The sequence below is a fragment of the Streptomyces sp. NPDC079141 genome, from assembly GCF_040686775.1.
In the GTDB taxonomy this organism is placed as follows: Bacteria; Actinomycetota; Actinomycetes; order Streptomycetales; family Streptomycetaceae; genus Streptomyces.
The window spans coordinates 120,729-146,826 of sequence record NZ_JBFBLP010000017.1; the positions used below are offsets into that span (position 1 = coordinate 120,729).

Sequence of the window (26,098 nt, forward strand, 5' to 3'; positions counted from 1 at the left end):
CCCTTTGGGGCACGAAGAAGGGCCCCTCTCCTTCGAGAGGGGCCCTTCTTCGTGGTCTTTAGCGCCAGCTGTGCGGTGCCCGGAAGCCGGGCTCGCGCTCCAGGCGGCGCCAGCCGGCCTTGGCGCGGCCGCGGTGGGCCGGAGGCGTCGGCTGGGCGGCCGCGCGGGCCAGCAGGACGGCCGTGATGGCGGCGACTTCCTCGGGCTCGGCGTGGCCCTTCTCGACGCGAATGTCAGGGAGGTTCATGGGTGTCAGTCTCCGTGAGAGAGGTTTCCGCAGCGGTACCGGTGGGTTACTGCGGGGGGTTGCCGTGCTTGCGGGACGGCAGGTCGGCGTGCTTCGACTGGAGCATCGCCAGGGAGCGGACGAGGACCTCGCGCGTCTCGGCGGGGTCGATGACGTCGTCCACCAGGCCGCGCTCTGCCGCGTAGTACGGGTGCATCAGCTCGGACTTGTACTCCTTGACCATGCGGGCCCGCATGGCCTCGGGGTCCTCTGCCTCCGCGATCTGGCGGCGGAAGATGACGTTGGCGGCACCTTCGGCGCCCATCACGGCGATCTCGTTCGTCGGCCACGCGTAGGTGAGGTCCGCACCGATGGACTGGCTGTCCATGACGATGTAGGCACCTCCGTAGGCCTTGCGCAGGATGAGGGAGATCCGCGGCACGGTCGCGTTGCAGTAGGCGTACAGCAGCTTCGCGCCGTGGCGGATGATTCCGCCGTGCTCCTGGTCGACGCCGGGAAGGAAGCCCGGGACATCGAGGAAAGTGATGATCGGGATGTTAAAAGCGTCACACATCTGGACAAAGCGCGCAGCTTTTTCCGAGGCCTCGATGTCCAGGACGCCGGCCAGGGACTGCGGCTGGTTGGCGACGATGCCGACGACCTGGCCGTCCAGGCGGGCCAGCGCGCAGATGATGTTCCGCGCCCAGCGCTCGTGGACCTCCAGGTAGTCGCCGTCGTCAACGATCTCCTCGATGACCTTGGCCATGTCGTACGGGCGGTTGCCGTCGGCCGGGACCAGGTCGAGCAGGACGTCGCTGCGGCGGTCCGCCTCGTCGGTGGACTCCACCCGCGGCGGGTTCTCGCGGTTGTTCTGCGGGAGCATGGAGAGGAGGTAGCGCACCTCGGCGATGCACGTCTCCTCGTCGTCGTAGGCGAAGTGGCAGACACCGGAGGTCTCTGCGTGCACGTCGGCGCCGCCGAGGCCGTTCTGGGTGATCTCCTCGCCCGTCACGGCCTTCACGACGTCCGGGCCCGTGATGAACATCTGCGAGGTCTCACGGACCATGAAGACGAAGTCCGTCAGGGCGGGCGAGTACGCCGCGCCGCCCGCGCACGGGCCGAGCATCACCGAGATCTGCGGGATGACACCGGACGCCTTGGTGTTGCGCTGGAAGATGCCGCCGTAGCCGGCGAGGGCGGAGACGCCCTCCTGGATACGGGCGCCGGCGCCGTCGTTCAGGGAGACCAGCGGGGCACCGGCCGCGATGGCCATGTCCATGATCTTGTGGATCTTGGTGGCGTGGGCCTCGCCCAGCGCGCCGCCGAAAATGCGGAAGTCATGGGCGTAGACGAAGACCGTGCGGCCCTCCACCGTGCCCCAGCCGGTGATGACACCGTCGGTGTACGGCTTCTTGGACTCCAGGCCGAAGCCCTGGGCCCGGTGCCGGCGCAGCTGCTCGACCTCCTGGAAGGTGCCCGGGTCGAGCAGCAGCTCGATCCGCTCCCGGGCGGTCAGCTTGCCCTTGGCGTGCTGCGCCGCGGTCGCCTTCTCGCTGGGACCGGCCAGTGCCGCCGCACGGATCTCGTGCAGCTCGGCGACCCGGCCGCGTGCGTCCGTGGGCTCACCCGTCGTCTCTTCCAAAACGGTCATGTAGCGACCTTACGAAGCCCGCCAAGGAAAGCGGGCCGTCGACTCCGTACAGTCTCCGACCCGTTTTCCTGGTACCCCTGAACAGAACCGCGACGGCATGCAGCCGTTCCGACTGCTCAGGGGGCTTGGGGCTTGTAGGGGTCACACAAAGCCGTCAGCTGAGAGCCACCTCACATTCGTGGCTCGCACATGCCCTCCCCGGAGTGACGCGGAGGTGCAGTCGGCGGCCCGTGGCGATGACCTCGACCGTGTCGTCGGCCCGGATCACCGAGCGCACCGGGTGGTCCCAGACGATCTCCAGCGGGGCGCCCGTGCGCGGTGGCTCGCTCACGCAGAGGGTAGCGGTACGGCCCCGGCGGCGGAGCAGCACGCTCGCGCCCGCCGAGGAGGTGAGCGGGCCCGCCGTACCGGCCTGCCAGAAGTTGGCGGCCGTCAGTCCGAGGGAGGAGATCCGGACCGCCTGGCAGCCGGGGTCGTTGGCGAGGACCGACAGCCAGGCGCGGTCGGCCGCGCGGGCCGCGACCGCGGTGCGGGAGGCGCCGGGCAGGAGGACGTACAGGTACCCGGCGTCCGTCGGGTCGGTGCCGTGGTCCAGCCAGAGGGTCTGCCAGCGGCGGGTGCGCCGTTCGGTCGTACTGGTGGTGTTGATGTCGGACCAGGCGCCGGTGCGGTCCTCCCGGAGGGTCTTCAGGTCTCCGTCCGGGACCAGCCAGCCGCCGTGCCCCTCCAGGTGGGCCCAGCCCTCCCCGCGTACGAAGGTCCGGGTGCCGTCCTCCCCCAGATTGCGGTTGTCGACGACCGTCTCGACCGGGACGCCGTCGGTGCAGGTGATCCCGGCGCCGAGGCAGATCACGGCGTCGGCGGCGCAGAACCACGACTTGCGGGCCTCAAGCGTCGAGCCGAGGCCCTTCAGGTGCTGGCCGATCGCCGCGTACTCGCCGTCGGTGGCGCCGCCGACCCAGCGCACGTCGGGCTTGGGCTCGCCCCACTCGCCGCCGGCCCGGTCGGGCAGGCGTCTGCTGGAGACCGTCGTACCGGGGAGGCGGTACCAGTCGACGGTGGGCCAGTACCAGTCCGTGTACTGGCCGCCGTTGCCGTCCGCCCACCAGGACAGCATTCCGGCGCCGGTGTGCCAGCCGCGCGGGTTCTCGCCGTTGCCGCACTCGTAGTACGCGATGCGATCGCTCGCCATGGCGATGTTCGCGACGAAGCCGGGGCGGCGGTGCACGGCCCGGTCCATGGCGGCGAAGAGCCGGTGGCCGACGGGGTCCTGGGCGGCCTCGACCGGCGCCGCGGCGACCGCGTGCAGCCGGGCGAGATCGGCCACGCCGAACTGCCGTGCCGTGAGGATCGGGCTGACCGTGTCGCGTGCGATCCAGCCCTTGATACGGCCGTACCAGCGGTCCCGTTCCGCCGGGCTCGCGCCGCCCGCGAGCAGGGCCGTCGCGGCGATGATGCCCTGGCCGTGGAAGTGGTCGCCGCGCAGCACGCCGCGCTCGTCGCTCTTGAGGTAACCCCGGCTGATGGCGCGGCCGTTGACGCTGTCCATGACCAGGCCGTCGTGAATGAGCGGGGCGTAGGCGTGCTCGACGCTGTCCAGAACGATCTGCCGGTTGGGGTCGGTCACCTCCCATTCCGAACCGGCGAGCAGGGCGAAGAGACGGCCGAGGCCGTCGAGGAGGACCTGTCCGTAGGTGCCCGAGTAGGCGACCCAGGTGTGCTGGACGAAGGAGCCGTCGGCGTAGAGCCCGTCGCCCTTCGTGACGTACGGGAAGACCGGCGAGAGCGCGTCGCGGGCAAGTGCGATCTTCGCCGGGGCCCGGCCGAGGATGCCGCGCAGGGCGACGGAGCGGCACAGGTCGACGCGGTTGGCGCCGGTGGAGGTGCCGGAGTAGTCGGTGAGCATCGTGTCGGGGACGAAGTGGTCGACGGCGGCGCAGGCGGCGCCGATCCGTGCTTCGCCGAGGTGGTCGTGGAGGGCCGCCACGATGTCCATGAGCAGGCGTGGGCTGCCGATCTGCCATTCCCACCAGTTGCCGTAGCGGGTGGTGGACGGGTTGTAGACCGTGGCGGAGAGGTGGTCGAGGCCGCGCAGGACGTCGGCGAGGAGGGTCTCGTCGCCGGTGGATCCGGTGCCCTGCTGGAGGTACGCCTGGGCCATGGTCCACAGACGGCTGTAGCTCTGGGTGATGCCGGAGGGCGGGGTGTACGGGTGCGTCGGCCACAGGGACGTGGCCGTGGGCGCCATGCCGGCCCGGAAGCCGCGGGCCAGGGTGCCGGTCTCGGCGAGGCGGGCGGCGTAGGGCTCGGCCGTGGGGTCGTAGCCGGTGCCGAGGGCGATGTCGAGCCAGCGGCGGCGCAGGACGTCGTAGGCGTCGTCGTCGGCGGCGCGGGCGGTCCCGGTGGCCGTGGTGAGGCTCAGGGCGGTGGCGAGGAGCAGGGCCCGGCGTGTCATGTCCATACGCTCTACTCCCCTCAACTGCCGCAGCGGAAGCGGGGGTTGGCCCGGTCGGCGCGATTACTGCGATTACACGGAGTAATTCCGAAAACACGCAGCGGATGATGTTGAAACTTGAACGGAATAGGTCTATCGTCGTCCGTGTTCACCTCGTTGAACATTCAACATCATCTCCCCAGGAGCACATCATGGGCATCTTCGGCCGCAAGCCCGCCACCGACACCGCCACCGAGACCCCCGCCGCGGTGAACCCCGAGCTCGCCGCGCTGACCGGCGACTACTCCATCGACCCGGCCCACTCCACGCTCGGCTTCGTCGCCCGGCACGCCATGGTCACGAACGTCAAGGGCAAGTTCCTCGACTTCAGCGGCTCGCTGCGGCTGGACGGCACCGACCCGTCGAAGTCGACCGCCTCGATCGACGTGAAGATGGACAGCATCGACACCGGCAGCGCGGACCGCGACGGTCACCTCAAGAGCGCGGACTTCTTCAAGGCGGACGAGTTCCCGACGATGACGTTCCGCTCCACCAAGGCCGAAGCCCTCGGTGGCGACGACTACCGCATCACCGGCGAGCTGACGATCCTCGGCACCACCAAGCCGCTCACCATCGACCTGGAGTTCAACGGCGCCGCGAAGGACCCCTTCGGCAACGAGCGCGTCGGCTTCGAGGGCAAGGCCGAGATCCTGCGCTCCGAGTGGGGCCTGACCTGGAACGCGGCGCTGGAGACCGGCGGCGTCCTGGTCTCCGACAAGATCAAGCTGAACTTCGACATCTCGGCGATCAAGAACGCGTGACGGCCCTACGACCGCTCCCCGCCGCATCCCCCGAGCGCGCCCGCCCTCCACTCCCCCGTACGGGAGGGCGGGCGCTCGGCTGTCCGGCCGGCTCAGTCCGTGGTGTGCTCCACGGGGATCCACAGCTCCGCGTCCGCGTGTGAGGCGTCCTCGGAGAGCCGGGTGCGCAGGATCTCCGGTCCCGGACGGCTGCGGTACGGGTTGGCCGGGAACCACTGGGTGAACACGTCCCGCCACAGGTACTGGAGCGCCTGCGGGAACTCCCCGGAGCTCTCGAAGACCGCCCATGTCCCGGCCGGGACGGTGAGCGCGTCCAGGTCCTCGGGCGCCGGGGCACCCGTCACCACGCCGTGGTAGTAGTCCAGTTCGGTTCCCTCGGCACGGCTCTCGGCCAGATCGGCGCTCACCCCGACCACACCCTCCGGCTCCTGGTCGGAGAGGCCCTTGACGCGCTCCAGCGTCTCCTTGTCGATGCTCCGGATGAAGTCGGCGATGGCGGGGTTCATCCCCTCGTGCACGAGCGGGACCCGTGCCTTCCTGCCGACCACCCGGAACTCGTCCTTCTCCACGACCCGGTATCGCATGCTGCTGCTCCCTTCGATGACCAGACGGAAGGACATCCGCGGCTGGGACTGCAGACTCGCGCCGGTCCGCCTGGCCTCGCCGGGGCCGACGCCGTGCATCGCGCGGAACGCCCGCGCGAACGCCTCCCCCGAGGTGTAGCCGTACCGCACCGCGATCTCCAGCAGCGTCCGCTCACCGGCCAGCACCTCCGCACCCGCGACCGTCAGCCGCCGGCGCCGGACGTACTCCGACAGCGGCATCCCCGCGAGCGCGGAGAACAGCCGCCGGAAGTGGTACTCCGAGGTCGTCGCGATCCGTGCGAGGTCGGTCGCCTCGATGCGCCCGTCGAGGTGGCCCTCGATGTGCGCCATGGCCTGGTTGAGCCCCTCCAGCACTGCGGACTCCTTCCCTTTCGATCACTCACGTTAGGAAGGACCCACCCTGCTGGACCCGACATTCCGTGCCCGGTCCGGTCGGGTGCGGCGGGGCGTGTCGGCACCGAAGTCCACGCCGGCCGCGGGCCGTACGCGGATGCCGCGCCCGGGGAAGTCGAGGTGGCGGAAGATCTCGTTGTGGTGGGCGATCGACCGTGCCGGAGCTACGTAGTCACCCTCCCCGTCCCGCTCGGACGTCGTATGTCCGTCGGCGACCAGCAGCAGGTCGTAGCCGTGGCTCAGCGCCTGTCGTGCCGTGGTGTCCACGCAGATCTCGGTGGCGAACCCGGTGACGATCACCTCGGTGACACCCAGCGCCTTCAGGGTCCGGTCCAGGTCGGTGGCGAGGAAGCTGTCGGCACTGGTCTTGTGGACGACCGGCTCGCCGGCGGCGGGCGCGAGCGCGGGCACCGTGCGCCAGCCGTCGGTGCCGGGGACCAGTTCCGCGCCCCGGTGCTGGACGGTCACCACCGGCACGCCGGCCGCGAGGGCCCGCCGGCGCAGCCCGGCAATCACTTCGGTGGTCTCGGCGGCCCGGTGCGCGAGGGGCATCAGGGCGTTCTGCATGTCGATCACGAGGAGGGCGGGGGTGTACGGCATGCGCACACGCTAGCCGCGGGTTCGGCTCACTTCGCCTGCAATTTCGCGATGGCCGCGGCCAGTTGGACCTTGCGCCGGTCCGGGGTACGTGCCTGGAGCAGGCCCAGCATGACGAGGTACCGGTCCGTCTTCCCGAGCCGCTCGAGCGCGGCCTTGGCCTGCGGATGCCGCTCCAGCTCCCGCACCAGATCCTCGGGCACACCGGCCTCGCTCTGCGACTTGTACGCCGCCGCCCACCGCCCGTCGGCCTTCGCCGCGTCGACCTCCGCGATCCCGGCGGGCCGCATACGCCCTTCCGCACTCAGCTCCGCCACCCGCCGCACGTTGACCATGGACCAGACACTGCCGGGCCGGCGCGGGGTGATCTTCTGCAGGAAGTACGAGGCGTCAAGTCCCTTGCGCTGCCCGGTGATCCAGCCGTGGCAGAGGGCCACATCGTTCACCTCGGCAGCGGTGACGGAGACGACACCCGAGCCCTTCTTGGCGACCTTGACCCAGAGGCCGGGGTGGGGCGCGGGGTGGGCGGCCAGCCAGGTGTCGAGGGCGGCGGCGGAGGGGAAGGGGTGGGTTTCGAGCTCGGCGGGGGGCGTCATGGGACGACCGTAGGAGGGATATAGGTCAGAAAGTGTCCTAGGTCGGCATGGTTGGGGAAGTGCGTTTCCCGGAAACGCACTTCCCCAAAAACGGTTGGCCCCACTCCACCAGGCCCGCCTACCCTGCCCCCATGTCCAGCCCCGAAGCATCCAGACTCCGGCCACCGGCTCTCCGGTGGCTGCTCGTGATGCCGCGCTGACCTGATCAGGGCTCGCTCGCTCCGCCACCGGCGGCCGTTCCGACGTGCCGTTTTCGATCTCGACTTCGGGTTGCGGAGTTTCTTCATGCCGTTTGCTCTACATCTGCTGGGCCTTGCTGTCTTCGCTCAGGGGACGTCCGAGTTCATGCTGTCCGGGCTGGTGCCGGACATCGCGCGGGACCTCGGGGTCTCCGTGCCGGCCGCCGGTGCGCTGACCTCGGCCTTTGCCGGGGGGATGGTCGTCGGGGCGCCGCTGATGGCCGGGGTTGCCCGGCGGTGGTCGCGTCGGGGGGCGTTGCTCGGGTTTCTCGTTGTCTTTCTCGGGGTTCATGTCGTCGGCGCCCTGACCGAGAGTTTCGCCGTACTGCTCGTCACTCGTGTCCTCGGTGCGCTTGCCAACGCCGGGTTTCTGGCCGTCGCTCTTGTCGCGGCCGTCGGCATGGTCGGGCCGGACGCCAAGGGGCGGGCCACGTCCACGCTGCTCGGCGGGGTGACGCTGGCCTGTGTGGTGGGGGTGCCCGCGGGCGCGGTGCTCGGTCAACTCTGGGGCTGGCGGGCCGCGTTCTGGGCGGTGGCGCTGGTGTCCGCGCCCGCGCTGGTCGCGGTGGCGGTGTCGGTTCCGCGCGGTGCCGACGGCTCCGCGCGTCCCGCGCTGCGCGGCGAGGTGCGGGCGCTGCGCGACCGGCGGCTCCGGGTCACGCTGCTGCTGGGCGCCCTCGTGAACGGGGCGACCTTCTGCACGTTCACCTACCTCGCGTCCCTCGTCACGCGCGTGACCGGACTGGGCGAGGTGTACGTACCCGTCGTCCTTGCGCTGTTCGGGGCAGGGGCGTTCGTGGGGGTGAGCGTCGGGGGGCGGTTCGCCGACCGGCGGCCGGAGGTGGTGCTGGGCGCGGGCGGTGGCGCCCTCTGTCTCGGGTGGATCGTCCTCGGCCTCGGCGCCGGACAGCCCGCCCTGGCCCTCGGGCTCGTCCTCGTGCAGGGCGCCCTCTCCTTCGGCGTCGGGTCCACACTCATCGCGCAGGCGCTGTACGCAGCTCCTGGTGCCCCCACCCTGGGCGGCGGCTTCGCCACGGCCGCGTTCAACGTCGGGGCCGCGCTGGGACCTTGGCTCGGCGGTACGGCGATCGGGGCGGGCCTCGGGTACCGGTCGCCGGTGTGGGTCAGTGCCGGGCTGGTCGCCCTGTCTCTGGTGGCCGTAAGTGCGAAGGCTGCACGCCGGCGGCGTACTGCGGCATCCTGGTCGGCATGACGTGGGTGACCATCGCGTCCTACGAGCTCGGAAAGGGAAGTCCCCGTCCCCTGGCCGCCGTTCGCGCTTGACTGCGTGAGCGCGGCATCGACTGGATGCCGTTCGGCGGGGACGAGGTCCGCTGGGACCGCGTGTGCGGTCCGGGTGCCGACGGGCACTGGCGTGCGTGGATCACGGTCCATGTCGACGCCGGTGCCCTGCGGCTGCTCGGGCTCCATCCCGAGCAGCCGACGGTCGGGCCGAACTCGCCTTCCCCGCCCGGGTGGTGGCATGCCGCCGGTGAGCGGTACGCGGTGGCGCACCACGGTTCCTGAGCGCGGCCCGACTGGCCGGATTACCCCTCTTGTGCGCGCACTCACAGGGTTCTCATAATCCCAGCACAAGGTTGGCATGCTCGCGACAACGCAGCGCGGCGCTCACCAGCCGCGACCACGCATGCCTCCACCAACCCCCCACGGAAGGCATCCCGTTGAAGACTCTCCTCAAGAACCTGAAGAGATGCGCGGTCGCCGCCACGGCCGCCCTCGCCGTCCTCAGCCTTCAGCCCGTGTCCGCCGCACAGGCGGCCCCGGCGCCCGTCGTCGGCGGCACCCGCGCCGCGCAGGGCGAGTTCCCGTTCATGGTCCGGCTCTCGATGGGCTGCGGCGGCGCGCTCTACACCCAGCAGATCGTGCTCACCGCTGCGCACTGCGTGGGCCGCACCGGCGCCAACACCAGCATCACCGCCACCGCCGGCGTCGTGGACCTCCAGTCCAGCAGCCGCATCCAGGTCCGCTCCACCTACGTCTACCGCGCCCCCGGCTACAACGGCGACGGCAAGGACTGGGCGCTCATCAAGCTCGCCCAGCCGATCAACCTGCCCACCCTGAAGATCGCCACGACCACGCAGTACAACACCGGCACCTTCACCGTCGCCGGCTGGGGCGCGGCCACCGAGGGCGGCGCCCAGCAGCGCTACCTGCTCAAGGCGACCGTGCCGTTCGTGAGTGACGCGACCTGCCGGTCGTACAGCGGCTACAGCGGGCTCATCCCGAGCGAGGAGATCTGCGCCGGGTACACCGCGGGCGGCGTCGACACCTGTCAGGGCGACTCCGGTGGCCCGATGTTCCGCCGGGACGCCTCGAACGCATGGATCCAGGTCGGCATCGTCAGCTGGGGCATAGGCTGCGCCCGCCCCAACGCCCCCGGTGTCTACACCGAGGTCTCCACCTTCGCCTCGGCCATCGCCTCCGCGGCGGCGTCGCTCTAAGCCGTCAGAGGGCGGCGGTCAGAAGCCTCCGCCGAAGTCCCCGCCGCCCCCGAAGTCCCCGAACCCGCCGCCGAAGTCTCCGGAGTCGAAGTCGGCTCCGGAGACGTCGCCGCCCTCGTAGCCGCCGCCGGTGGCGCCGTAGCCGTAACCGGCGCCGTAGTCGGCGGCGTAGGCGGGGCTGGCCATCATGCTGCCGAGCATCGTGCCGATGAGCAGGCCGGGCAGGATGCCGCCGCCGAAGTAGCCGCCTGCCCAGGGGCCGTAGGCGGGGCCCGCGTCCCAGTACGGGCGGCGGGCGCCGGAGTCGGTGGTGACCTCGCGGATCATCGGGTCCCGGCCGTCGGCCAGGCGGACCCGGTCGGCCGCGCAGACCGGGACCTCGCGGGTCGCGGCGCCCGCCGGCGTCCAGGTCACGTCGGCGACGGACGGGCCGTGCCGGGGGTCGAAGAAGCAGGGCGGCCGGCGCTCGGGCAGCGGCCGGCCCTCGCGGCGGGCGGCGAGCCGGGCGAGCGAGAAGCGGCCGTCCTCCAGGGCCTGGGTGACGCCCCGCACCTCCTCCGGCCTCGTTGTCGCCGCCATCAGCGACTTCGCCTGTTCGTAGGCGTCCAGGGCGTGTTCGTAGTCCTCGCGCATGGCGTCGTCGGCGCCCGGCTCGCCGGGGTGGAAGTCCAGGCGTTCCAGTTCCTCGCCGAACGCGGTGATGTCCTCGTCGACCACCACCCGCAGCTTCTCCAGCGCCGCCCGCTGCTCCTGCTCGTGCATGAGGCGCCGGCGCCGCACCAGTGCGTACGCGCCCGCTCCGCCCGCGGCCAGCACCACGCCGGTGGTGATCAGACCGGCGACGGGCACACCGTCGGACGTGGAGGAGTCCCAGGACGCGGGGGCCGAGCCGCCGACGTTGAGCAGCGCGCTGTCGACGAAGTCGTTCAGCTGCGCCTTGACGTCGTCGGTGCCCCGCACGGCGGTGACCAGGTTGTCCACCGCCTGGTTGCTCAGCACGGACGAATCGGCCTGCGCTCCGAAGCGGTCGCCGCTGCGCACGGCGTACAGGCCGGTGATGCCGGTCTCGGTACGCAGGTTCACGAACAGGTCCTGCTCGGGCTGATCGGCGGGAAGAACGGCGACGAAGATGGGCTTGTCGGCGTCTCTGATCTTGTCGGCGAGCGCCTCCGCGTCGGCCGACGACAGCTGGTCGGAGGCGGCGGGATCGACATAGACGGGATCCTCGCGCAGCGCCTCGGCGACCGTGGAAAGGTCGCTGGCCGCGAGTGCGCCGGGCGCACCGGCCGTGAGCACCAGCAGCCCGGCGGCAACCGGCACCAAGGCCCAGCGCGCAAGGCGCGACAGCTGAGTCCTCATACTTCGACGCTACCTGACGAAACGGGCAAACGGACCGCCTCCGTCGGCACAATCGACGCGGTTGCCTCGGCCCGCCAGGCGGGAGCAACGGGCGGATTCGGGTCGGCGACACGCCGGTTCCATGGCCGTCGCCCGGCCCGAATCCGCCCGTCATCGATTCCGGCGGGGCAATCCCCGCCGGAATCGGTGTGTGTACGGCGGCTCAGGCCGCCCGGTAGGCCGCGGTCAGCTTCTCCACGGCGGCCCCGTAGCGGCCGGCCGTCAGCAGGCGGTCCGCCTCGGCGAAGGGCTTGGCGAGGGCCGGGGTGATCGTCTTCTGCTGGACGATCAGCCGCGCCTTGGTGACCAGCGTGCGTCCCGTCTCATGGGCGCCGGCCCGTTCGGCCGCCGCGGCCGCGACGCCGAGCGCCTTGAGCGTCGTGGCGCCGCCCTGCGGGACCTTGGTCAGCGTGGTCAGGCCCCAGCCGTACGGGAACTGCGGGTCGTACGAGGTGTCGCCCACGTTGATCGGCAACTGTGCCTCGGACTTCGGCCAGGTCACCGGGAGCTGTCCGGTGAACGGCCGCTCGCCGTAGAGCACGTCCGCCACGCCGTCGCCCTCGGTGCCGGGCAGCCAGGAGGCGACCAGGGCGTCGATGTCGGCGAGGCGGTCGCCGATCAGCTGCGGCCGGCCGGAGACGATCAGCACCGCGCACTTCATGGCGGCGCACACCTTGTCGACGGCTGCCTGGTCGGCGGCGGACAGCTCCAGGTCGTGGCCGTTGCCGACGTCGCCGATGCCCTCGGCGTACGGGGTCTCGCCGACGACGACCACGCCGACGTCATGGCCGCCCAACGGCTCGGACGCGTCCTTGGAGTAGGTGACGTCACCGGCCTTGCGCATGCCCTCCAGGATCGTCGTGCCCGGCGTGATGTCCCCCGACGACCCCTGCCAGGTGATGGTCCAGCCGCCGCTCTGGTTGCCGATGTCGTCGGCGTTGGACCCGGCGACGTACACCTTCTGCGTGGGCTTCAGCGGCAGCACACCGCCCGCGTTCTTCAGCAGCACCTGCGACTTCGCCGCCGCCTCGCGCGCCACGGCCCGGTGTCCGGCGGAACCGATCCGGTCCGCGCCGCCGGTGTCGGCGTACGGCTTCTCGAAGAGCCCCAGCCGGAACTTCTGCGTGAGGATGCGGGAGACGGCGTCGTCGATCCGCTCCGCGCTCACCCGCCCGCCCTCGGCCTCGGCAACGAGCGCGGAGTGGAACTCCTTGTAGGAGTAGGGGGCCATGACCATGTCGACCCCGGCGTTGACCGACGTACGCACGTCGCTCGGGTAGTCGCCGGGGATCTGGTCGATGCCGTTCCAGTCGCTGATGACGAAGCCGTCGAAGTCCATACGGCCCTTCAGCACGCCGTTGATCATGTCGCCGCGTGCGTGCATCTTCACCGGGCCCTGCCCGTCGCCGATCAGGTCGAGGGAGGAGTACGACGGCATGACCGTGCCGACGCCCCGGTCCACGGCGTCCTCGTACGGCGCCAGGTGCACGGCTTCGAGCTGCTGCCGGGTGACCTCGGTGACGCCCTGGTCGATGGTGTAGCTGCCGGTGGTGGAGGAGCCGTACTCGGTGCCCCCGTCGCCGACGAAGTGCTTGGCGGTGGCGAGGACCTTGTCGCCCCGGTCCAGGTCCCTGCCGCTCGCGTGCCCTTGCAGGCCCTGGATCACCGTCTCCATGGACTCGACGAGGCCGGGGTCCTCACCGAAGGCCTCGTAGGAACGGCCCCAGCGTTCGTCGCGGGTCACGCACAGACAGGGGGCGAAGTCCCAGGGGATGCCGGTGGCGCGGACCTCGGCGGCGGTCACCGCGCCCGCCTTGTAGGCGACTTGGGGATCACGGCTCGCGCCGATGCCGATGTTGTGCGGCATGACGGTCGCACCGACCAGGTTGTTGTGGCCGTGGACGGCGTCGACGCCGTAGATCAACGGGATCTGGAAGCGGGTCGCCTGGGCGCGCAGCTGGAAGGCGTCGATCATCTTCGCCCAGGCCTCGGGGGTGTTGGGCGTCGGCGTGGAACCGCCGCCGGACAGCAGCGAGCCGAGGCCGTAGCCGGCGACGTCGGCCCCGCCGCCCACGGCGCCACGCTCGGCCTGGGTCATCTGGCCGGCCTTCTCCGCCAGGGACATGCGGCCGAGCAGATCGGCGACGCGCTTCTTCACGGGCAACTCGGCGTCGAGATACGGCAGTCCGTGCGCGTCGACGACGATCTGCGGAGTCTCGGACGGGGGTTTGGCGCCGGTGACGGTCAACTTGAGCGGGATCGTCTCGGCGGACTCGGCGGACCTGTCCTTGAGGGTGCGGACCTGGATCGTGCGGGTGGTGCCGGAGGGGGTGCCCGCGGGGAAGGTGAACTCGCCGGTGACGGGGGTGTAGTCGCCGTCGGAGGCGGTTCCGCCGGTGGTCGTCTCGTAGGCGACGGTCACGGGCTCCTCGACGGGGGCGGAGCCGGTGGTGCCGAGGGTGACCTCGACGGTGGCCGTCCCGCCCTCGTCCACCGGGTAGACGGCGGCGTCGGTGGTGATACCGGCGCGCAGGGACTGGTCGGCGGCGCCGTAGAGCTCGACGCCGTCCATGGCGAACTCGCCCGGTGCGCCGGTGGGGAGGGTGAGGGCGTAGCCCCACATCTCGGTGAGGCCGAGGATCTGGTCGATGCCGCCGACCGGTTGGTAGTCCGTGCGATAGGTGAAGTCGGTGAACGGAATCTCGATCTGCTTCCAGCCGCTGAAGTCGTCGGTGAAGGAGGTCGTCCACAGCTCGGAGGCCTCGCCGTTGGCGCCGCCGTCCTTGATCTCGAAGGCGATCCGCTTGCCGTTGTTCCGCCCCTCCCACCAGAACCGGATGCCCTTGTGGGCGGACCAGTCGTGGGCGGGCTCGGCAAAGGCGAAGTCGTGCGTGAAGCCGCCCCAGCCGCTGATGTCATAGGTGCCGGAGAGAACGTGGCCGCCCTCGGGGGCGTCGTCCCGGGCGGCCAGCGTCAGGGTGGGCGGATCGTCGTTGTCACTCCCCCACGTGAACAGCCCCTCGGCCGGCGGGTTCGCGAAGGGCACCTCGCCCTCGAAGCGGTCGACGGGCACGGGGGCGGGATCGGCCGCGGCCGCGACCTGAGCGGTGGCGAGCGGGAGCAGTCCGGTGAGCAGGGCGGCACAGGCGAGCAGGGCGGTTCTTCGCATGGAACATCCCTCGACTCTCATAGTCCACATACGACTTAGATCACGCCGTGAGTTAACTGGCGCGCCAGGATGCCGTCAAGACTTCACGTCAGGACTGGTACAGGGGTAACTGACGTCTGGATGAGGGTCGTTGTCGCTTCGGGAAGTGAACAAACGCCGGACGGGCCGGGCCAGCTCGTCCGGCGTTTGACTGCTACTCCGCCGGTGCCACGCCCGCCCGCAGCAGTCCGTACGTGTAAGCGTCCTCCAGGGCCTGCCACGAGGCCGCGATGACGTTGTCCGCGACGCCCACCGTGGACCACTCGCCCGTGCCGTCGGACGTGGAGATGAGGACTCGGGTCGTGGACTGGGTGCCGTGGACGCCCTCCAGGATGCGGACCTTGTAGTCGACGAGGTCCAGCTTGGCGAGCTGGGGGTAGATCTTCTCCAGGGCCACGCGCAGGGCGCGGTCCAGGGCGTTGACCGGGCCGTTGCCCTCCGCGGTGGCGACGATGCGCTCGCCCTTGGCCCACAGCTTGACGGTGGCCTCGTTGGCGTGGCTGCCGTCGGGGCGGTCCTCGACGATGGCCCGCCAGGACTCGACCTCGAAGTAGCTCAGGGGCTTTCCCTCCACCTCGCCGCGCAGCAGCAGTTCGAAGCTGGCGTCGGCCGCCTCGTAGGTGTAGCCCGCGAGCTCGCGCTCCTTGACCCGCTCGACGACCCGGCCGACCAGCTCGCGGTCGCCGCCGAGATCGACGCCGAGTTCCTTGCCCTTGAGCTCCACGGACGCGCGGCCCGCCATGTCCGACACCAGCATCCGCATGGTGTTGCCGACCTGCTCGGGGTCGATGTGCTGGTACAGGTCCGGGTCGACCTTGATCGCGGAGGCGTGCAGGCCGGCCTTGTGCGCGAAGGCCGAGACACCGACGTACGGCTGGTGCGTGGAGGGGGTGAGGTTCACGACCTCCGCGATGGCGTGGCTGATGCGCGTCATCTCGCGCAGCTTGCCCTCCGGCAGCACCTTCTTGCCGTACTTCAGCTCCAGGGCCGCGACCACCGGGAACAGGTTGGCGTTGCCGACCCGCTCGCCGTAGCCGTTCGCCGTGCACTGGACGTGGGTCGCGCCCGCGTCCACCGCGGCCAGCGTGTTCGCCACCGCGCACCCGGTGTCGTCCTGGGCGTGGATGCCGAGCCGGGCGCCGGTGTCCGCCAGCACGGTCGAGACCACGGCCTGGACCTGCGCCGGGAGCATGCCGCCGTTGGTGTCGCAGAGGATCACGACATCGGCCCCGGCCTCCGAGGCGGCCCGTACGACCGCCTTCGCGTACTCCGGGTTGGCGCGGTAGCCGTCGAAGAAGTGCTCGCAGTCGACGAAGACGCGGCGGCCCTGGTCCTTGAGGAAGGACACCGTGTCGCGGACCATCTCCAGGTTCTCGTCGAGCGTGGTGCGCAGCGCCAGTTCCACATGACGGTCGTGCGACTTCGCGACGAGGGTGACGACCGGGGCGCCCGACTCCAAAAGGGCCCTGACCTGGGGGTCCTCCGCGGCCTTGGCGCCGGCCCGGCGGGTGGCGCCGAAGGCCACCAGCTGGGCGTGCTTGAAGTCGATCTCCTGCTGGGCGCGGGCGAAGAACTCGGTGTCCCGCGGGTTGGCGCCGGGCCAGCCGCCCTCGATGAAGCCCACGCCGAAGTCGTCCAGGTGCCGTGCGATGGCCAGCTTGTCCGCGACGGTGAGGTTGATGCCCTCACGCTGGGCGCCGTCGCGCAGGGTGGTGTCGAAGACGTGGAACGAGTCGTCGAGCTCGCTGGTTTCCGTCATGGTCTGAAGGCTCCTGATGTATGGATCTCGGTCTTTACCGGAATGACCGGCTCCACCGTCCTCCAATGATCCCTCGCGCTGCGCTCCCGGCTGAAGGTGGGCCAGAAATGCGAAAAACCTCTCGCGGGTGCGAGAGGTCTGCGCGCGGGTCGAGGACGACGGTGTCCGCCCGTACCTGGTCGTACGTGGCGGTCACTGCGGACCGGCGCGCCTGCTGCCAATAATCATGGCGAACGAGAGCACGGGGGCAGTCTGGCACAACCCCCGTGCCTCACTCACCGTTGTCTCAGAATGCGGTCGGTCACCTGAGCCGGCGGACGAAGACGTCGCGGGTGTCGTTGGTGTCGTCCGGCACCAGGTTCGTGGCCCAGGACTCGAAGGCCACGAACCGGCCGTCACGGCTCACCGAGAAGGCCGACGAGCCCTGGTAGTCGCCCTGCCCGCCGTCGTGGGCGACGGACACCCGCCGGGTGTCACCGGTGCGCAGGTCCCGCTCGAAGAGCGGTCCGCGGTGGATGTCGCCCGGCACCAGGGTGGTGGACCCGGTGTTGAAGACGACACGGCGGCCGTCCTCGGTGATCACCGGCCAGCGGGAGTGGGTGTCGAGCTGACCGCCGTCCGCGGCGAGGGAGACGAGCTCGCTGCCTCCCGTGCGCAGGTCGCGCACGAAGATGTCCTCCTTGCCGTTGGTGTCCCCGGGAACCAGGTCGGCCGCGCCCGAGGAGAAGGCCGCGTACCGGCCGTCGCCGCTGAACCTGGGGACGCTGGTGCGCCGCTCGTCGCTGTCGAAGCGCTCCTTGCGGCCGGTGTGGCGGTCGTACGTGTACACGGCGCCGTGGAGGCCGGGCCTGGCCTGGTTCATGGAGTACGCGATGCGGCTGCCGTCGGCGCTCATGCTGGGGTAGCCGACGATCCAGCCGTACCGGTCGCCGGTGGGCGGCGGTTCGGTGACGCTGACGAGACGGGTCGTGCCAGTCTCGCGGTCGCGCAGGTAGACGCCGGCGGACATGCGGGTGCCGGTGTCGCCGTGGTCGCCGAGCCAGGAGACGTACGCCACGTACCGGCCGTCGCGGCTGATCACGGCGTCACCTCCGGAGACCGGCTTCTCGTCGTCGGTCAGGCTCACGACCTCGGTGCGGTCCTTGACCCGGTCCCAGAGGAAGACGCCCGAGAAGTACGTGCCGTCCTCGGGCGATCCCGTGCCGCCCTGGAAGATCACATACCGCCCGTCGGCGCTGATCCGTGCGTTGAAGGCGAGCACGTACTCGCCGCCGTCGTCCCGCACGCTGACCCGCTCGACGGTGCCCCGGCGCGTATCACGCAGGAAGACGTCGGTGAGTCCGTTGGTGTCCCCCGGCACCAGGTCGGCCGCGTCCGACTCGAAGACGACGAAGCGCCCGTCGCCGCTGATCGACCCGCCCCGCGAGTCGGCCGACACCTGCGCGCCGGACGCCGAGACGCTGACCCGCTGGGTTTCCGGCTTCGGTGCCGACGTCGCGGCGGTCGTCGACAGCACCACCATCGCCCCCGCGAGCACGGCGACGGACACCCCACGCATGGTTCTCAACACAGGTACCCCCGTTTGACGCTCCACCCCCGGCCCCGCGCCGAGGGCTCCCCCCGAGGCAAACGCACCACGCGTCACCGCGTCAATCGCCCGAATTGAGTACAACCCGGGCACGCCCTCAGGCGTCCGCGAGGAGGCCCTCCTCCAGGAACTCCCTTACGTGGCCGAGAACTTGCGCCCGGTCCGTCCCCCGCAGCCCGATCGCGACATGGATGGAGAAGCCGTCGAGGAGCGCCCGCAGGCGGGCCGCGAAACGGTCCGGGTCGACCGTTCGGAACTCCCCCCTCGACACCCCCTCCGCCAGCAGGGCCACCAGGTCGCGGTGCCAGGCGCCCTCGATCGCGGCCTGCCGCTCACGCGCGCCGTCGTCGGCGTTCTGCGAGCGGTTCCAGACCTCCAGCCACAGCGTCCAGTGGGGGTCGCGGTGGCCGTCGGGGACGTACAGGTCGACGTACGCATCCAGCCGTTCCCGGGCGGGCGCGGTGCGGGTCAGCAGCCGGCCGCGCTCGGCGCCCAGCCGGCCCTCGCTCCACTCCAGGGTCTGCAGCAGCAGCTCGTCCTTGGAGTGGAAGTAGTACAGGAGATGGCCGCTGCTCATGCCGACCTCGCGGCCGAGCGCCGCCATGGTGAGCTTCTCCAGACCGCGCTCGGCGATCATCTCCATGGCGGCGGTGAGTACGTCCTCACGCGGCGGCGCGTTCTTCCGCGCTCGGGCCGCACCGGCCATCCCTCGGCTCCTAGATCTTCGGCTGCTGTTGCGTGATGCAGTGGATGCCTCCACCACCCGCGAAAATGGTACGGGCGTCCACCAGGGTGACCGTCCGTTCCGGGAAGAGCCGGCGGAAGATCCCGGCCGCGATCTCGTCGCGCGGGTCGTCGAAGCCGCACAGGACGACTCCGCCGTTGCAGAGGTAGTGGTTGATGTAGGAGTAGTCGACCCAGTCGCCCTCCTCGTCCTTGAGGACCGTGGGCGCGGGGACCTCCACGACCTCCAGGCGGCGGCCCTTGGCGTCGGTCCGGCCGCGCAGGATCTCCAGGTACGCCCGGGAGCGGGCGTAATCCGGGTGGGCCGGGTCGCGCTGGCTGTGCACCAGCACGGTGCCGGGCCGTGCGAAGGCCGCGACGATGTCGACATGGCCCTGGGTGCCGTACCTGCCGTAGTCGCCGGCGAGGCCGTGCGGCAGCCAGATCGCCTTGGTGGTGCCCAGCTTGGCGTGGATCTCCGCCTCGACCTGCTCGCGGGTCCAGTCGGGGTTGCGGCCGGAGCCGAGCTGGACGGTGTCGGTGAGCAGGACCGTGCCCTCGCCGTCGACGTGGATCGCGCCGCCCTCGTTGACCAGCGTCGACGACAGCACCGGCACCTGCGCCAGGTCGGCGACATGGCGGGCGATCTTGGAGTCGTGTTCCCAGCGGGCCCAGTCCTGGCCGCCCCAGCCGTTGAACACCCAGTCCACGGCGGCCAGTTCACGACCGTCGGTGACAAACGTGGGGCCGATGTCCCGCATCCACGCGTCGTCGAGCTCCCGCTCGACCAACTCGACGTCAGGGCCGAGCAGTTCGCGCGCCGACTGGCCCTGCCCCGGACCGTGCACCATGGTCACCGGCTCGAAGCGGCGCACCGCGCGGGCCACGGCGGCCCAGGCCGCGCGGGCCTCGGCCAGCTCCCGCTCGTTGGTGAAGGTCGGATTGGGTCCGGGCCAGGCCATCCAGGTGCGCTCGTGCGGGGCCCATTCGGGGGGCATGCGGTAGGTCATCACAGGTCCTAGAGGAAGTAGAGGCGGTTCAGGGAGACCGAGTCGGCCGGTTCGGAGCGCAGCGGCTCTCCGTCCAGCGTCACGAGGCCCGTGCGCCGGTCGACGTCGACGGCTCCGGTACGGGAGTTGAGGCGCAGGTCGGCCGGTCCGATGCCGCGGGTGCCGCGCACGGCGACCCGGCGCCGCCGGGTGGGCATCGTGTCGCCGCCCTGGTCCAGCGCGGCCTGCGCGACGAACGCGACCGAGATGTCGGCCGGGGTGGCGCCGTACGCGCCGAACTGCGGGCCCAGGACGAGGGGTTCGCAGGTGTCGGTGGCCGCGCCCGGGTCGCCGACGACGCCGTAGGCCGGAAAGCCGGACTTGAGGACGAGCTGCGGTTTGGCGCCGAAGTACTCCGGGCGCCACAGCACGATGTCGGCGAGCTTGCCGACCTCCAGCGACCCCACCTCGTGCGAAAGCCCGTGGGCGATGGCCGGGTTGATGGTCAGCTTGGCCATGTAGCGCAGGACGCGCTCGTTGTCGTGCTCCTCGGGCGCGCCGAACTCGGCCTTCATCTTTCCGGCCATGGCGAAGGTGCGGCGGACGGTCTCGCCGGCCCGGCCCATGCCCTGCGCGTCGGAGGAGGTGATGCCGATCGCGCCCAGGTCGTGCAGCACGTCCTCGGCGCCCATGGTCCCGGCGCGGATGCGGTCGCGGGCCATGGCGGCGTCGCCGGGCAGGTCGGTCTTCAGGTCGTGGACGGAGACGATCATGCCGTAGTGCTCGGCGACCGCGTCCCGGCCGAAGGGCAGCGTCGGATTGGTCGAGGAGCCGATGACGTTCGGGACTCCGGCCATCTTCAGGACGTTGGGCACGTGTCCGCCGCCGCAGCCCTCGATGTGGAAGGCGTGGATGGTGCGGCCCGCCAGCACCCGCAGGGTGTCCTCGACGGACAGGCACTCGTTCAACCCGTCGCTGTGCAGGGCGACTTGGACGTCGTGCTCCTCGGCGACGCGCAGGGCGGTGTCCAACGCCCGGGTGTGGGCGCCCATGTCCTCGTGCACCTTGAAGCCGGAGGCGCCGCCCTCGGCGAGGGCCTCGATCAGCGGGGCCTCCCCGGAGGACGAACCCCGCCCGAGGAAGCCGATGTTGACCGGCCAGGCGTCGAAGGCGCTGAACGCGTGCTTGAGCGCCCAGGGCGAGTTGACGCCGACGCCCCACACGGGCCCGAACTCCTGCCCGATGATCGTGGTCACGCCGGAGGCCAGCGAGGCCTCCATGATCCGCGGCGACAGCAGATGGACGTGCGTGTCCACGGCACCGGCGGTGGCGATGAGCCCCTCGCCGGAGACGATGGACGTGCCCGTGCCGACCACGACGTCGACGCCGTCGAGCGTGTCGGGGTTCCCGGCCCGCCCGATCGAGCAGATCCGCCCTTCGCGGATGCCGATGGAGACCTTCCTGATCCCCAGCGCCGCGTCGATCACCACGACATTGCTGATGACGACGTCGCAGGTCTCGCGGACGGCGGCGGCCTTGAGATGCAGCCCGTCACGGGCGGTCTTGCCGAAGCCGGCGAGGAACTCGTCGCCGTACTTCTGCGCGTCGGACTCGACCTGGATGGTCAGCCCGGAGTCACCGAGGCGGACGCGGTCCCCGGCGCGGGGGCCGTGGGTGGCGGCGTACTCGTGGGGGGTGAGACGGCGGGCTTCGGCCGGGTGGCCTCCGGGGCGGCTCATCGCTCGGCCTCCTCGTCGTGGATTCCCAGGTAGCCGCAGGCGGCGGCGCGGCGCAGCGCCTCCTCGCGGGCGCCGGGTGCGTCCAGCGGCCCGTCGACGAGGCCGGCGAAACCGATCGCGATCCGGGCGCCGCCGATCGGCAGCAGGCCCACCTCGGCGCTCTCGCCGGGCCCGAAGCGCACGGACGATCCGGCGGGTACGGCGAGACGCATGCCGTAGGCCGCCGCCCGGTCGAAGTCCAGGCGCGGGTTGGCCTCGAAGAAGTGGAAGTGGGAGGTGACGGAGACCGGCACCCCGGCGGTGTTGGTGACCGTGAGCCGGACGGCGGCCTCGGGCTCGGCGTGCTCGGGTCCCGGCAGCAGCGCGCCGGGGGCCTGCGGCCCGAGCCCTCCGCCGATCGGGTCGCTCACCACCGCGAGCCGTGAACCGTCGTCGAAGACGGCCTCGACATGCACCTCGGTGACGACGTCGGCGACGCCCGGCAGGACGTCGTCGGGGCCGAGGACCGAACGGGCCCGCTCGATCGCCTCGGCGAGCCTGAGGCCGTCCCGGGCCGCCTCGCACACGGTGTCCGCGATGAGCGCGGTCGCCTCGGGGACGTTCAGCCTGAGGCCCCGGGCCCTTCTCGCCCTGGCCAGCTCGGCGGCTCCGAAGAGCAGCAGCCGGTCACGTTCCGTGGGGGTCAGTCTCATGACGCGGGCACCTCCTTGCCTTCCACACGTTAGAGCAACACTCTAAACACCAGATTCATTCGACGGAAACATTGACGGGTCAGCTTCGACAACGTCACATTGAACGTCGCTCTAACTTTCAAGGCGGCCGATCAAGGGAGACCTGCCATGCCGATGGAACAGCGCGGAGTCGACACCATCCCCGACGAGGAACGCACCAGCGGGCCCCGCGACCTCGTCTCGATCCTGCTGGGCTCGAACCTCTGCCTCGGAGTGATCGTCTTCGGCTGGCTGCCCCCGTCCTTCGGACTGGACTGGTGGGCGTCGGTGTCGTCGATCGTGGTCGGAACGGTGGTCGGCACGGCCCTCACTGCCCCCCTCGCGTTGATCTCGCTGCGCACGGCGACCAACCTGTCCACGTCCTCCGGCGCCCAGTTCGGGGTGCGCGGCAGGCTGGTCGGCTCGGTGGTCGGCCTGCTGCTCGCCCTCGGCTACACCGCGCTGACCGTGTGGATCGGCGGCGATGTGACGGTGGGCGTGCTCGGCCGGATGTTCGGGCTTGAGGCGAGCGGAGTGTCGTACGCCGTGGTCTACGGGCTGCTCGCCGCGGCGACGGTCGCGGGCGCGGTGTACGGCTACCGGGTGCTGCTGACGATGTCCCGCGTCCTCGCGGTCGGCATGACGGCCCTGCTGGTCCTCGGCCTGGTCGCCTACGCCCCGGACTTCACGACGTCCGCGCTGCCGGATGCGGGCGGCTATCTGCTCGGCGGGTTCTGGCCGACGTGGCTGCTGGCGACGGTGGCCGCGGGTCTGTCGGGGCCGGTCGCCTTCATCACCCTGCTCGGCGACTACACCCGCTACATCTCCCCCGCCCGCCACTCCTCCCGCAAGGTGCTGCACGCGACCTGGCTCGGTCTGCTGCTCGGCCTGCTGGTGCCGCAGCTCTTCGGCACCTTCACCTCGTACGCCGCCCGTGCCGCCCTGGACTACGCCGGGCCGCTCACCGAGGCCGCGCCCACCTGGTACCTGCTGCCGCTGCTGCTCGCCGCCTCGGCCGGCTCGGTGGGCAACGCGGGGCTGATGCTGTACTCCATGGGTCTCGACCTGGACGCCATCCTGCCGCGTCTGTCCCGCGCCACGGCTACCTGCGCGGTCGCCGTCCTCGCCACGGCCTGCGTCTTCGTCGGCCACTACGCCTCGACCGCCCAGGACGCGATGACGTCGTTCGTCCTGCTGCTGACGGCGATCGGCACCCCGTGGGCGGTGATCACCCTGATCGGCTTCGCCCGCTGCCGCGGCGAGTACGACGCGGATGCCCTCCAGGTCTTCAACCGCCGCGCGCGGGGCGGGATCTACTGGTTCACCGGCGGCTGGAACATCCCGGCGACGGTGTCCTGGGCACTGGGCGCGACAGTCGGCGTCCTCGCGGTGGCGCTGCCGTCGTACGAGGGTCCACTGCTGTCGCTGACCGGCGGGGTGGACTGCAGCTTCCTGCTGTCGGGGGCAGTCGGCGGGGTGCTGTACCTGGCGCTGACGAGTCGGGAGAACAACAGGACCGCCCCGGACGCGGAGTCCGAGGCGGTCCTGGCGAGCAGCGAGATCTAGCCCAGCTTGTGCATCCAGCCGTGCACGTCCTCGGCCGTGCCCCGCTGGATGTCCAGGAGAGCCTGGCGGAGCTTCAGCGTGACCTCGCCGGGCTCGCCGTTCGACTGCTGCCACTGGGCGCCGGTGCGCTTGACCGTGCCGACGGGGGTGATCACCGCGGCCGTGCCGCAGGCGAAGACCTCCGTCAGCGTGCCATTCTCGGAGTCCCGCTGCCACTGGTCGACGGAGACCCGGCCCTCCTCGGCCTCGTAGCCGAGGTCACGGGCGACCTTCAGCAGCGAGTCGCGGGTGACGCCCTCCAGGATGGAGCCGGTCAGCGAGGGGGTGACGATCTTGTTGCCGTACACGAAGTACAGGTTCATGCCGCCGAGTTCCTCGACCCACTTGCGCTCGACCGCGTCGAGGTAGCAGACCTGGGCGCAGCCCTCGGCGGCGGCCTCGGCCTGGGCGAGCAGGGACGCGGCGTAGTTGCCGCCGGTCTTGGCGTCGCCCATGCCGCCCGGCACGGCACGGACGTGGTCCTCGGAGACCCAGATGGAGACCGGCTTCACGCCGCCCGGGAAGTAGGCGCCGGCCGGGGAGGCGATGACCAGGAAGAGGTACTCGTTGGCCGGCTTGACGCCCAGGCCGACCTCGGTGGCGATCATGAACGGGCGCAGGTAGAGGGACTCCTCGCCGCCGTGCGCCGGGACCCAGGCCGCGTCCTGCTTGACCAGCGCGTCGCACGCCTCGATGAACGTCTCCACCGGCAGCTCCGGCATGCCGAGCCGGCGGGCGGAGGCCTGGAAGCGCTGGGCGTTCTTGTCCGGGCGGAAGGTGGCGACGGTGCCGTCGGGCTGACGGTAGGCCTTGAGTCCCTCGAAGATCTCCTGCGCGTAGTGCAGGACCATGGTGGCCGGGTCGAGGGAGATCGGCGCGTACGGGACGAGCTGGCCGTCGTGCCAGCCGCGGCCCTCGGTCCACTTGATCGTCACCATGTGGTCGGTGAAGTGGCGGCCGAACCCCGGGTTGGCCAGGATCGCCGCGCGCTCGGCGTCGGCGAGCGGGCTGGCGGAGGGCTTGAGCTCGATCGTGGGCGTCGTCATGAGTGGTTGTCCTTCACCGGTTGTAGTGACGGGCCGCGCTCACGCCCGTACTGCCAGTGGCCAGTGTTAGGACGTCCGAGCATTCCCTCATTCCGCGGCTCCGCGTTCGATTATCGCGCGCGGGCTGCCGTGGAAGAAAACGGCGTGAATGCGGCCCAGAGGATGATGGTGGCACCCGGCGGGGGACATGGGGAAGCCGCCGGGCACTTGAGAGACCCGGCGGCTTGCGGTAGCGGCAGGGTCAGCCGGCTACGCGTACGGCGAGCGCGTCGCCGATCTCCGAGGTGGAGCGGGCGGGCTTGCCGGCGCGCTCGGTGAGGTCGGCGGCGACCGCGTCGTCGATCCGGGCGGCCTCGGCCTCGTAGCCCAGGTGGCGCAGGAGCAGGGCGACGGACAGGACCGTGGCGGTGGGGTCGGCCTTGCCCTGGCCGGCGATGTCGGGCGCGGAACCGTGGACCGGCTCGAACATCGAGGGGAACTCGCCGCTCGGGTTGATGTTTCCGCTCGCGGCGACGCCGATGCCGCCGGAGACGGCCGCGGCGAGGTCGGTGATGATGTCGCCGAAGAGGTTGTCGGTGACGATGACGTCGAAGCGCTCGGGCTGGGTGACCAGGTAGATGGTCGCCGCGTCGACGTGCATGTACTCGGTGGTGACGTCCGGGAACTCCTCGGCCACCTTGTTGAAGACGCCGGTCCACAGGTGTCCGGCGAACGCCAGCACGTTGTTCTTGTGGATCAGCGCGAGCTTCTTGCGGGGGCGGGCCTGGGCGCGGGCGAAGGCGTCCCGGACCACGCGCTCGACACCGAAGGCCGTGTTGACGGAGACCTCGGTGGCGACCTCGTGCGGGGTGCCCTTGCGGATGGTGCCGCCGTTGCCGGTGTACGGGCCCTCGGTGCCCTCGCGGACGACGACGAAGTCGATGGACGGCTCGCCGGCCAGCGGCGTGGCGACGCCCGGGAGGAGCTTCGACGGACGCAGGTTGACGTGGTGGTCGAAGAGGAAGCGGAGCTTGAGCAGGAAGCCGCGCTCCAGGACGCCGGACGGGACGCTCGGGTCACCGATCGCGCCCAGCAGGATGGCGTCGTGCTGCTTGAGGGCTTCGGCGTCGGCGTCGGTGAGGGTCTCACCGGTGGCGTGGTAGCGCCGGGCGCCGAAGTCGTACTCCTTGGTCTCCAGCTTCACATCCTGCGGGAGGACGGCGGAGAGGACCTTCAGGCCTTCGGCCACGACTTCCTGCCCGATGCCGTCACCGGGGATCACTGCGAGATTGATGCTGCGAGACATGTCGGCACCCTACTCCTCGTCCCA

The 26,098-nt window shown here is 70.9% G+C and carries 21 protein-coding genes; 5 read left to right on the forward strand and 16 right to left on the reverse strand.

Going from position 1 to position 26,098, the window contains the following annotated elements:
- Positions 1–58 precede the first annotated feature (58 nt).
- The 3 genes from AB0Q90_RS34150 to AB0Q90_RS34160 form a co-directional block, all read right to left on the reverse strand.
- Positions 59–247 carry an acyl-CoA carboxylase subunit epsilon gene (locus tag AB0Q90_RS34150; RefSeq protein WP_363162402.1) on the reverse strand — a complete coding sequence of 63 codons (189 nt, stop codon included), beginning with the start codon at positions 245–247 and terminating at the stop codon, positions 59–61.
- A 46-nt stretch (positions 248–293) separates the two neighbouring features.
- On the reverse strand, positions 294–1,877 hold the full coding sequence (locus tag AB0Q90_RS34155) for an acyl-CoA carboxylase subunit beta (protein ID WP_363162403.1): 1,584 nt from the start codon (positions 1,875–1,877) through the stop codon (positions 294–296).
- Between the two features lie 154 nt (positions 1,878–2,031).
- On the reverse strand, positions 2,032–4,338 hold the full coding sequence (locus tag AB0Q90_RS34160; protein WP_363162404.1) for a polysaccharide lyase 8 family protein: 2,307 nt from the start codon (positions 4,336–4,338) through the stop codon (positions 2,032–2,034).
- 185 nt (positions 4,339–4,523) lie between these two features.
- On the opposite strand from AB0Q90_RS34160, the gene AB0Q90_RS34165 reads away from it, so the two are divergent.
- Entirely contained in the window at positions 4,524–5,132 is a 609-nt protein-coding gene (locus AB0Q90_RS34165) for a YceI family protein (protein WP_363162405.1), read from the forward strand.
- 92 nt (positions 5,133–5,224) lie between these two features.
- On the opposite strand, the gene AB0Q90_RS34170 is transcribed toward AB0Q90_RS34165, so the two are convergent.
- From AB0Q90_RS34170 to AB0Q90_RS34180, 3 genes are read right to left on the reverse strand one after another with little or no spacing between them, the layout of a single operon-like run.
- Positions 5,225–6,091 carry an AraC family transcriptional regulator gene (locus AB0Q90_RS34170; RefSeq protein WP_363162406.1) on the reverse strand — a complete coding sequence of 289 codons (867 nt, stop codon included), beginning with the start codon at positions 6,089–6,091 and terminating at the stop codon, positions 5,225–5,227.
- A gap of 30 nt (positions 6,092–6,121) precedes the next feature.
- Positions 6,122–6,730: an isochorismatase family protein gene (locus AB0Q90_RS34175; protein WP_363162407.1), complete on the reverse strand. Its 609-nt coding sequence runs from the start codon at positions 6,728–6,730 to the stop codon at positions 6,122–6,124.
- A gap of 26 nt (positions 6,731–6,756) precedes the next feature.
- On the reverse strand, positions 6,757–7,323 hold the full coding sequence (locus tag AB0Q90_RS34180; RefSeq protein ID WP_363162408.1) for a YdeI/OmpD-associated family protein: 567 nt from the start codon (positions 7,321–7,323) through the stop codon (positions 6,757–6,759).
- Positions 7,324–7,608: 285 nt separating this feature from the next.
- Here AB0Q90_RS34180 and AB0Q90_RS34185 point away from each other — a divergent pair, with 285 nt between their 5' ends.
- The 3 genes from AB0Q90_RS34185 to AB0Q90_RS34195 all read left to right on the forward strand — a co-directional run bounded on the left by AB0Q90_RS34185 (position 7,609) and on the right by AB0Q90_RS34195 (position 10,024).
- Positions 7,609–8,775, forward strand: coding sequence for a Cmx/CmrA family chloramphenicol efflux MFS transporter (locus AB0Q90_RS34185; protein WP_363162409.1), 1,167 nt, complete (start codon positions 7,609–7,611; stop codon positions 8,773–8,775).
- 95 nt (positions 8,776–8,870) lie between these two features.
- Positions 8,871–9,089 (forward strand): hypothetical protein, encoded by a 219-nt coding sequence (locus AB0Q90_RS34190; RefSeq protein WP_363162410.1) that lies wholly within the window; start codon positions 8,871–8,873, stop codon positions 9,087–9,089.
- Positions 9,090–9,244: 155 nt separating this feature from the next.
- Positions 9,245–10,024: a serine protease gene (locus tag AB0Q90_RS34195; RefSeq protein ID WP_363162412.1), complete on the forward strand. Its 780-nt coding sequence runs from the start codon at positions 9,245–9,247 to the stop codon at positions 10,022–10,024.
- Positions 10,025–10,042: 18 nt separating this feature from the next.
- Here AB0Q90_RS34195 and AB0Q90_RS34200 read toward each other — a convergent pair whose 3' ends face one another.
- The 8 genes from AB0Q90_RS34200 to ureA all read right to left on the reverse strand — a co-directional run bounded on the left by AB0Q90_RS34200 (position 10,043) and on the right by ureA (position 22,120).
- Positions 10,043–11,383, reverse strand: a complete 1,341-nt coding sequence (locus AB0Q90_RS34200) for a hypothetical protein (RefSeq protein ID WP_363162413.1) — start codon at positions 11,381–11,383, stop codon at positions 10,043–10,045.
- A 202-nt stretch (positions 11,384–11,585) separates the two neighbouring features.
- Positions 11,586–14,591, reverse strand: coding sequence for a glycoside hydrolase family 3 N-terminal domain-containing protein (locus AB0Q90_RS34205; protein WP_363162414.1), 3,006 nt, complete (start codon positions 14,589–14,591; stop codon positions 11,586–11,588).
- Between the two features lie 193 nt (positions 14,592–14,784).
- On the reverse strand, positions 14,785–16,389 hold the full coding sequence (gene cimA, locus AB0Q90_RS34210) for a citramalate synthase (protein WP_363162415.1): 1,605 nt from the start codon (positions 16,387–16,389) through the stop codon (positions 14,785–14,787).
- A gap of 301 nt (positions 16,390–16,690) precedes the next feature.
- Positions 16,691–17,938 carry a hypothetical protein gene (locus AB0Q90_RS34215; RefSeq protein WP_363162416.1) on the reverse strand — a complete coding sequence of 416 codons (1,248 nt, stop codon included), beginning with the start codon at positions 17,936–17,938 and terminating at the stop codon, positions 16,691–16,693.
- A gap of 136 nt (positions 17,939–18,074) precedes the next feature.
- On the reverse strand, positions 18,075–18,683 hold the full coding sequence (locus AB0Q90_RS34220) for a TetR/AcrR family transcriptional regulator (protein ID WP_363162417.1): 609 nt from the start codon (positions 18,681–18,683) through the stop codon (positions 18,075–18,077).
- 10 nt (positions 18,684–18,693) lie between these two features.
- Complete coding sequence (locus AB0Q90_RS34225; RefSeq protein ID WP_363162418.1) at positions 18,694–19,710, reverse strand: agmatine deiminase family protein; 1,017 nt, start codon at positions 19,708–19,710, stop codon at positions 18,694–18,696.
- An 8-nt stretch (positions 19,711–19,718) separates the two neighbouring features.
- A complete protein-coding gene (locus AB0Q90_RS34230) occupies positions 19,719–21,428 on the reverse strand; it encodes an urease subunit alpha (RefSeq protein WP_363162419.1) in 1,710 nt (569 codons plus the stop codon).
- Positions 21,425–22,120, reverse strand: a complete 696-nt coding sequence (ureA, locus tag AB0Q90_RS34235; protein ID WP_363162420.1) for an urease subunit gamma — start codon at positions 22,118–22,120, stop codon at positions 21,425–21,427. Before ureA ends, AB0Q90_RS34230 begins: the two co-directional genes overlap by 4 nt.
- Positions 22,121–22,267: 147 nt before the next feature.
- Between ureA and AB0Q90_RS34240 the strand changes: the two genes are divergently transcribed.
- On the forward strand, positions 22,268–23,704 hold the full coding sequence (locus AB0Q90_RS34240) for a cytosine permease (protein ID WP_363162421.1): 1,437 nt from the start codon (positions 22,268–22,270) through the stop codon (positions 23,702–23,704).
- On the opposite strand, the gene AB0Q90_RS34245 is transcribed toward AB0Q90_RS34240, so the two are convergent.
- Positions 23,701–24,789 carry a branched-chain amino acid aminotransferase gene (locus tag AB0Q90_RS34245; protein ID WP_363162422.1) on the reverse strand — a complete coding sequence of 363 codons (1,089 nt, stop codon included), beginning with the start codon at positions 24,787–24,789 and terminating at the stop codon, positions 23,701–23,703. The two genes, AB0Q90_RS34240 and AB0Q90_RS34245, sit on opposite strands and share 4 nt — an antisense overlap.
- Positions 24,790–25,030: 241 nt before the next feature.
- Positions 25,031–26,074 (reverse strand): 3-isopropylmalate dehydrogenase, encoded by a 1,044-nt coding sequence (locus tag AB0Q90_RS34250; protein WP_363162423.1) that lies wholly within the window; start codon positions 26,072–26,074, stop codon positions 25,031–25,033.
- Positions 26,075–26,098: the final 24 nt, after the last annotated feature.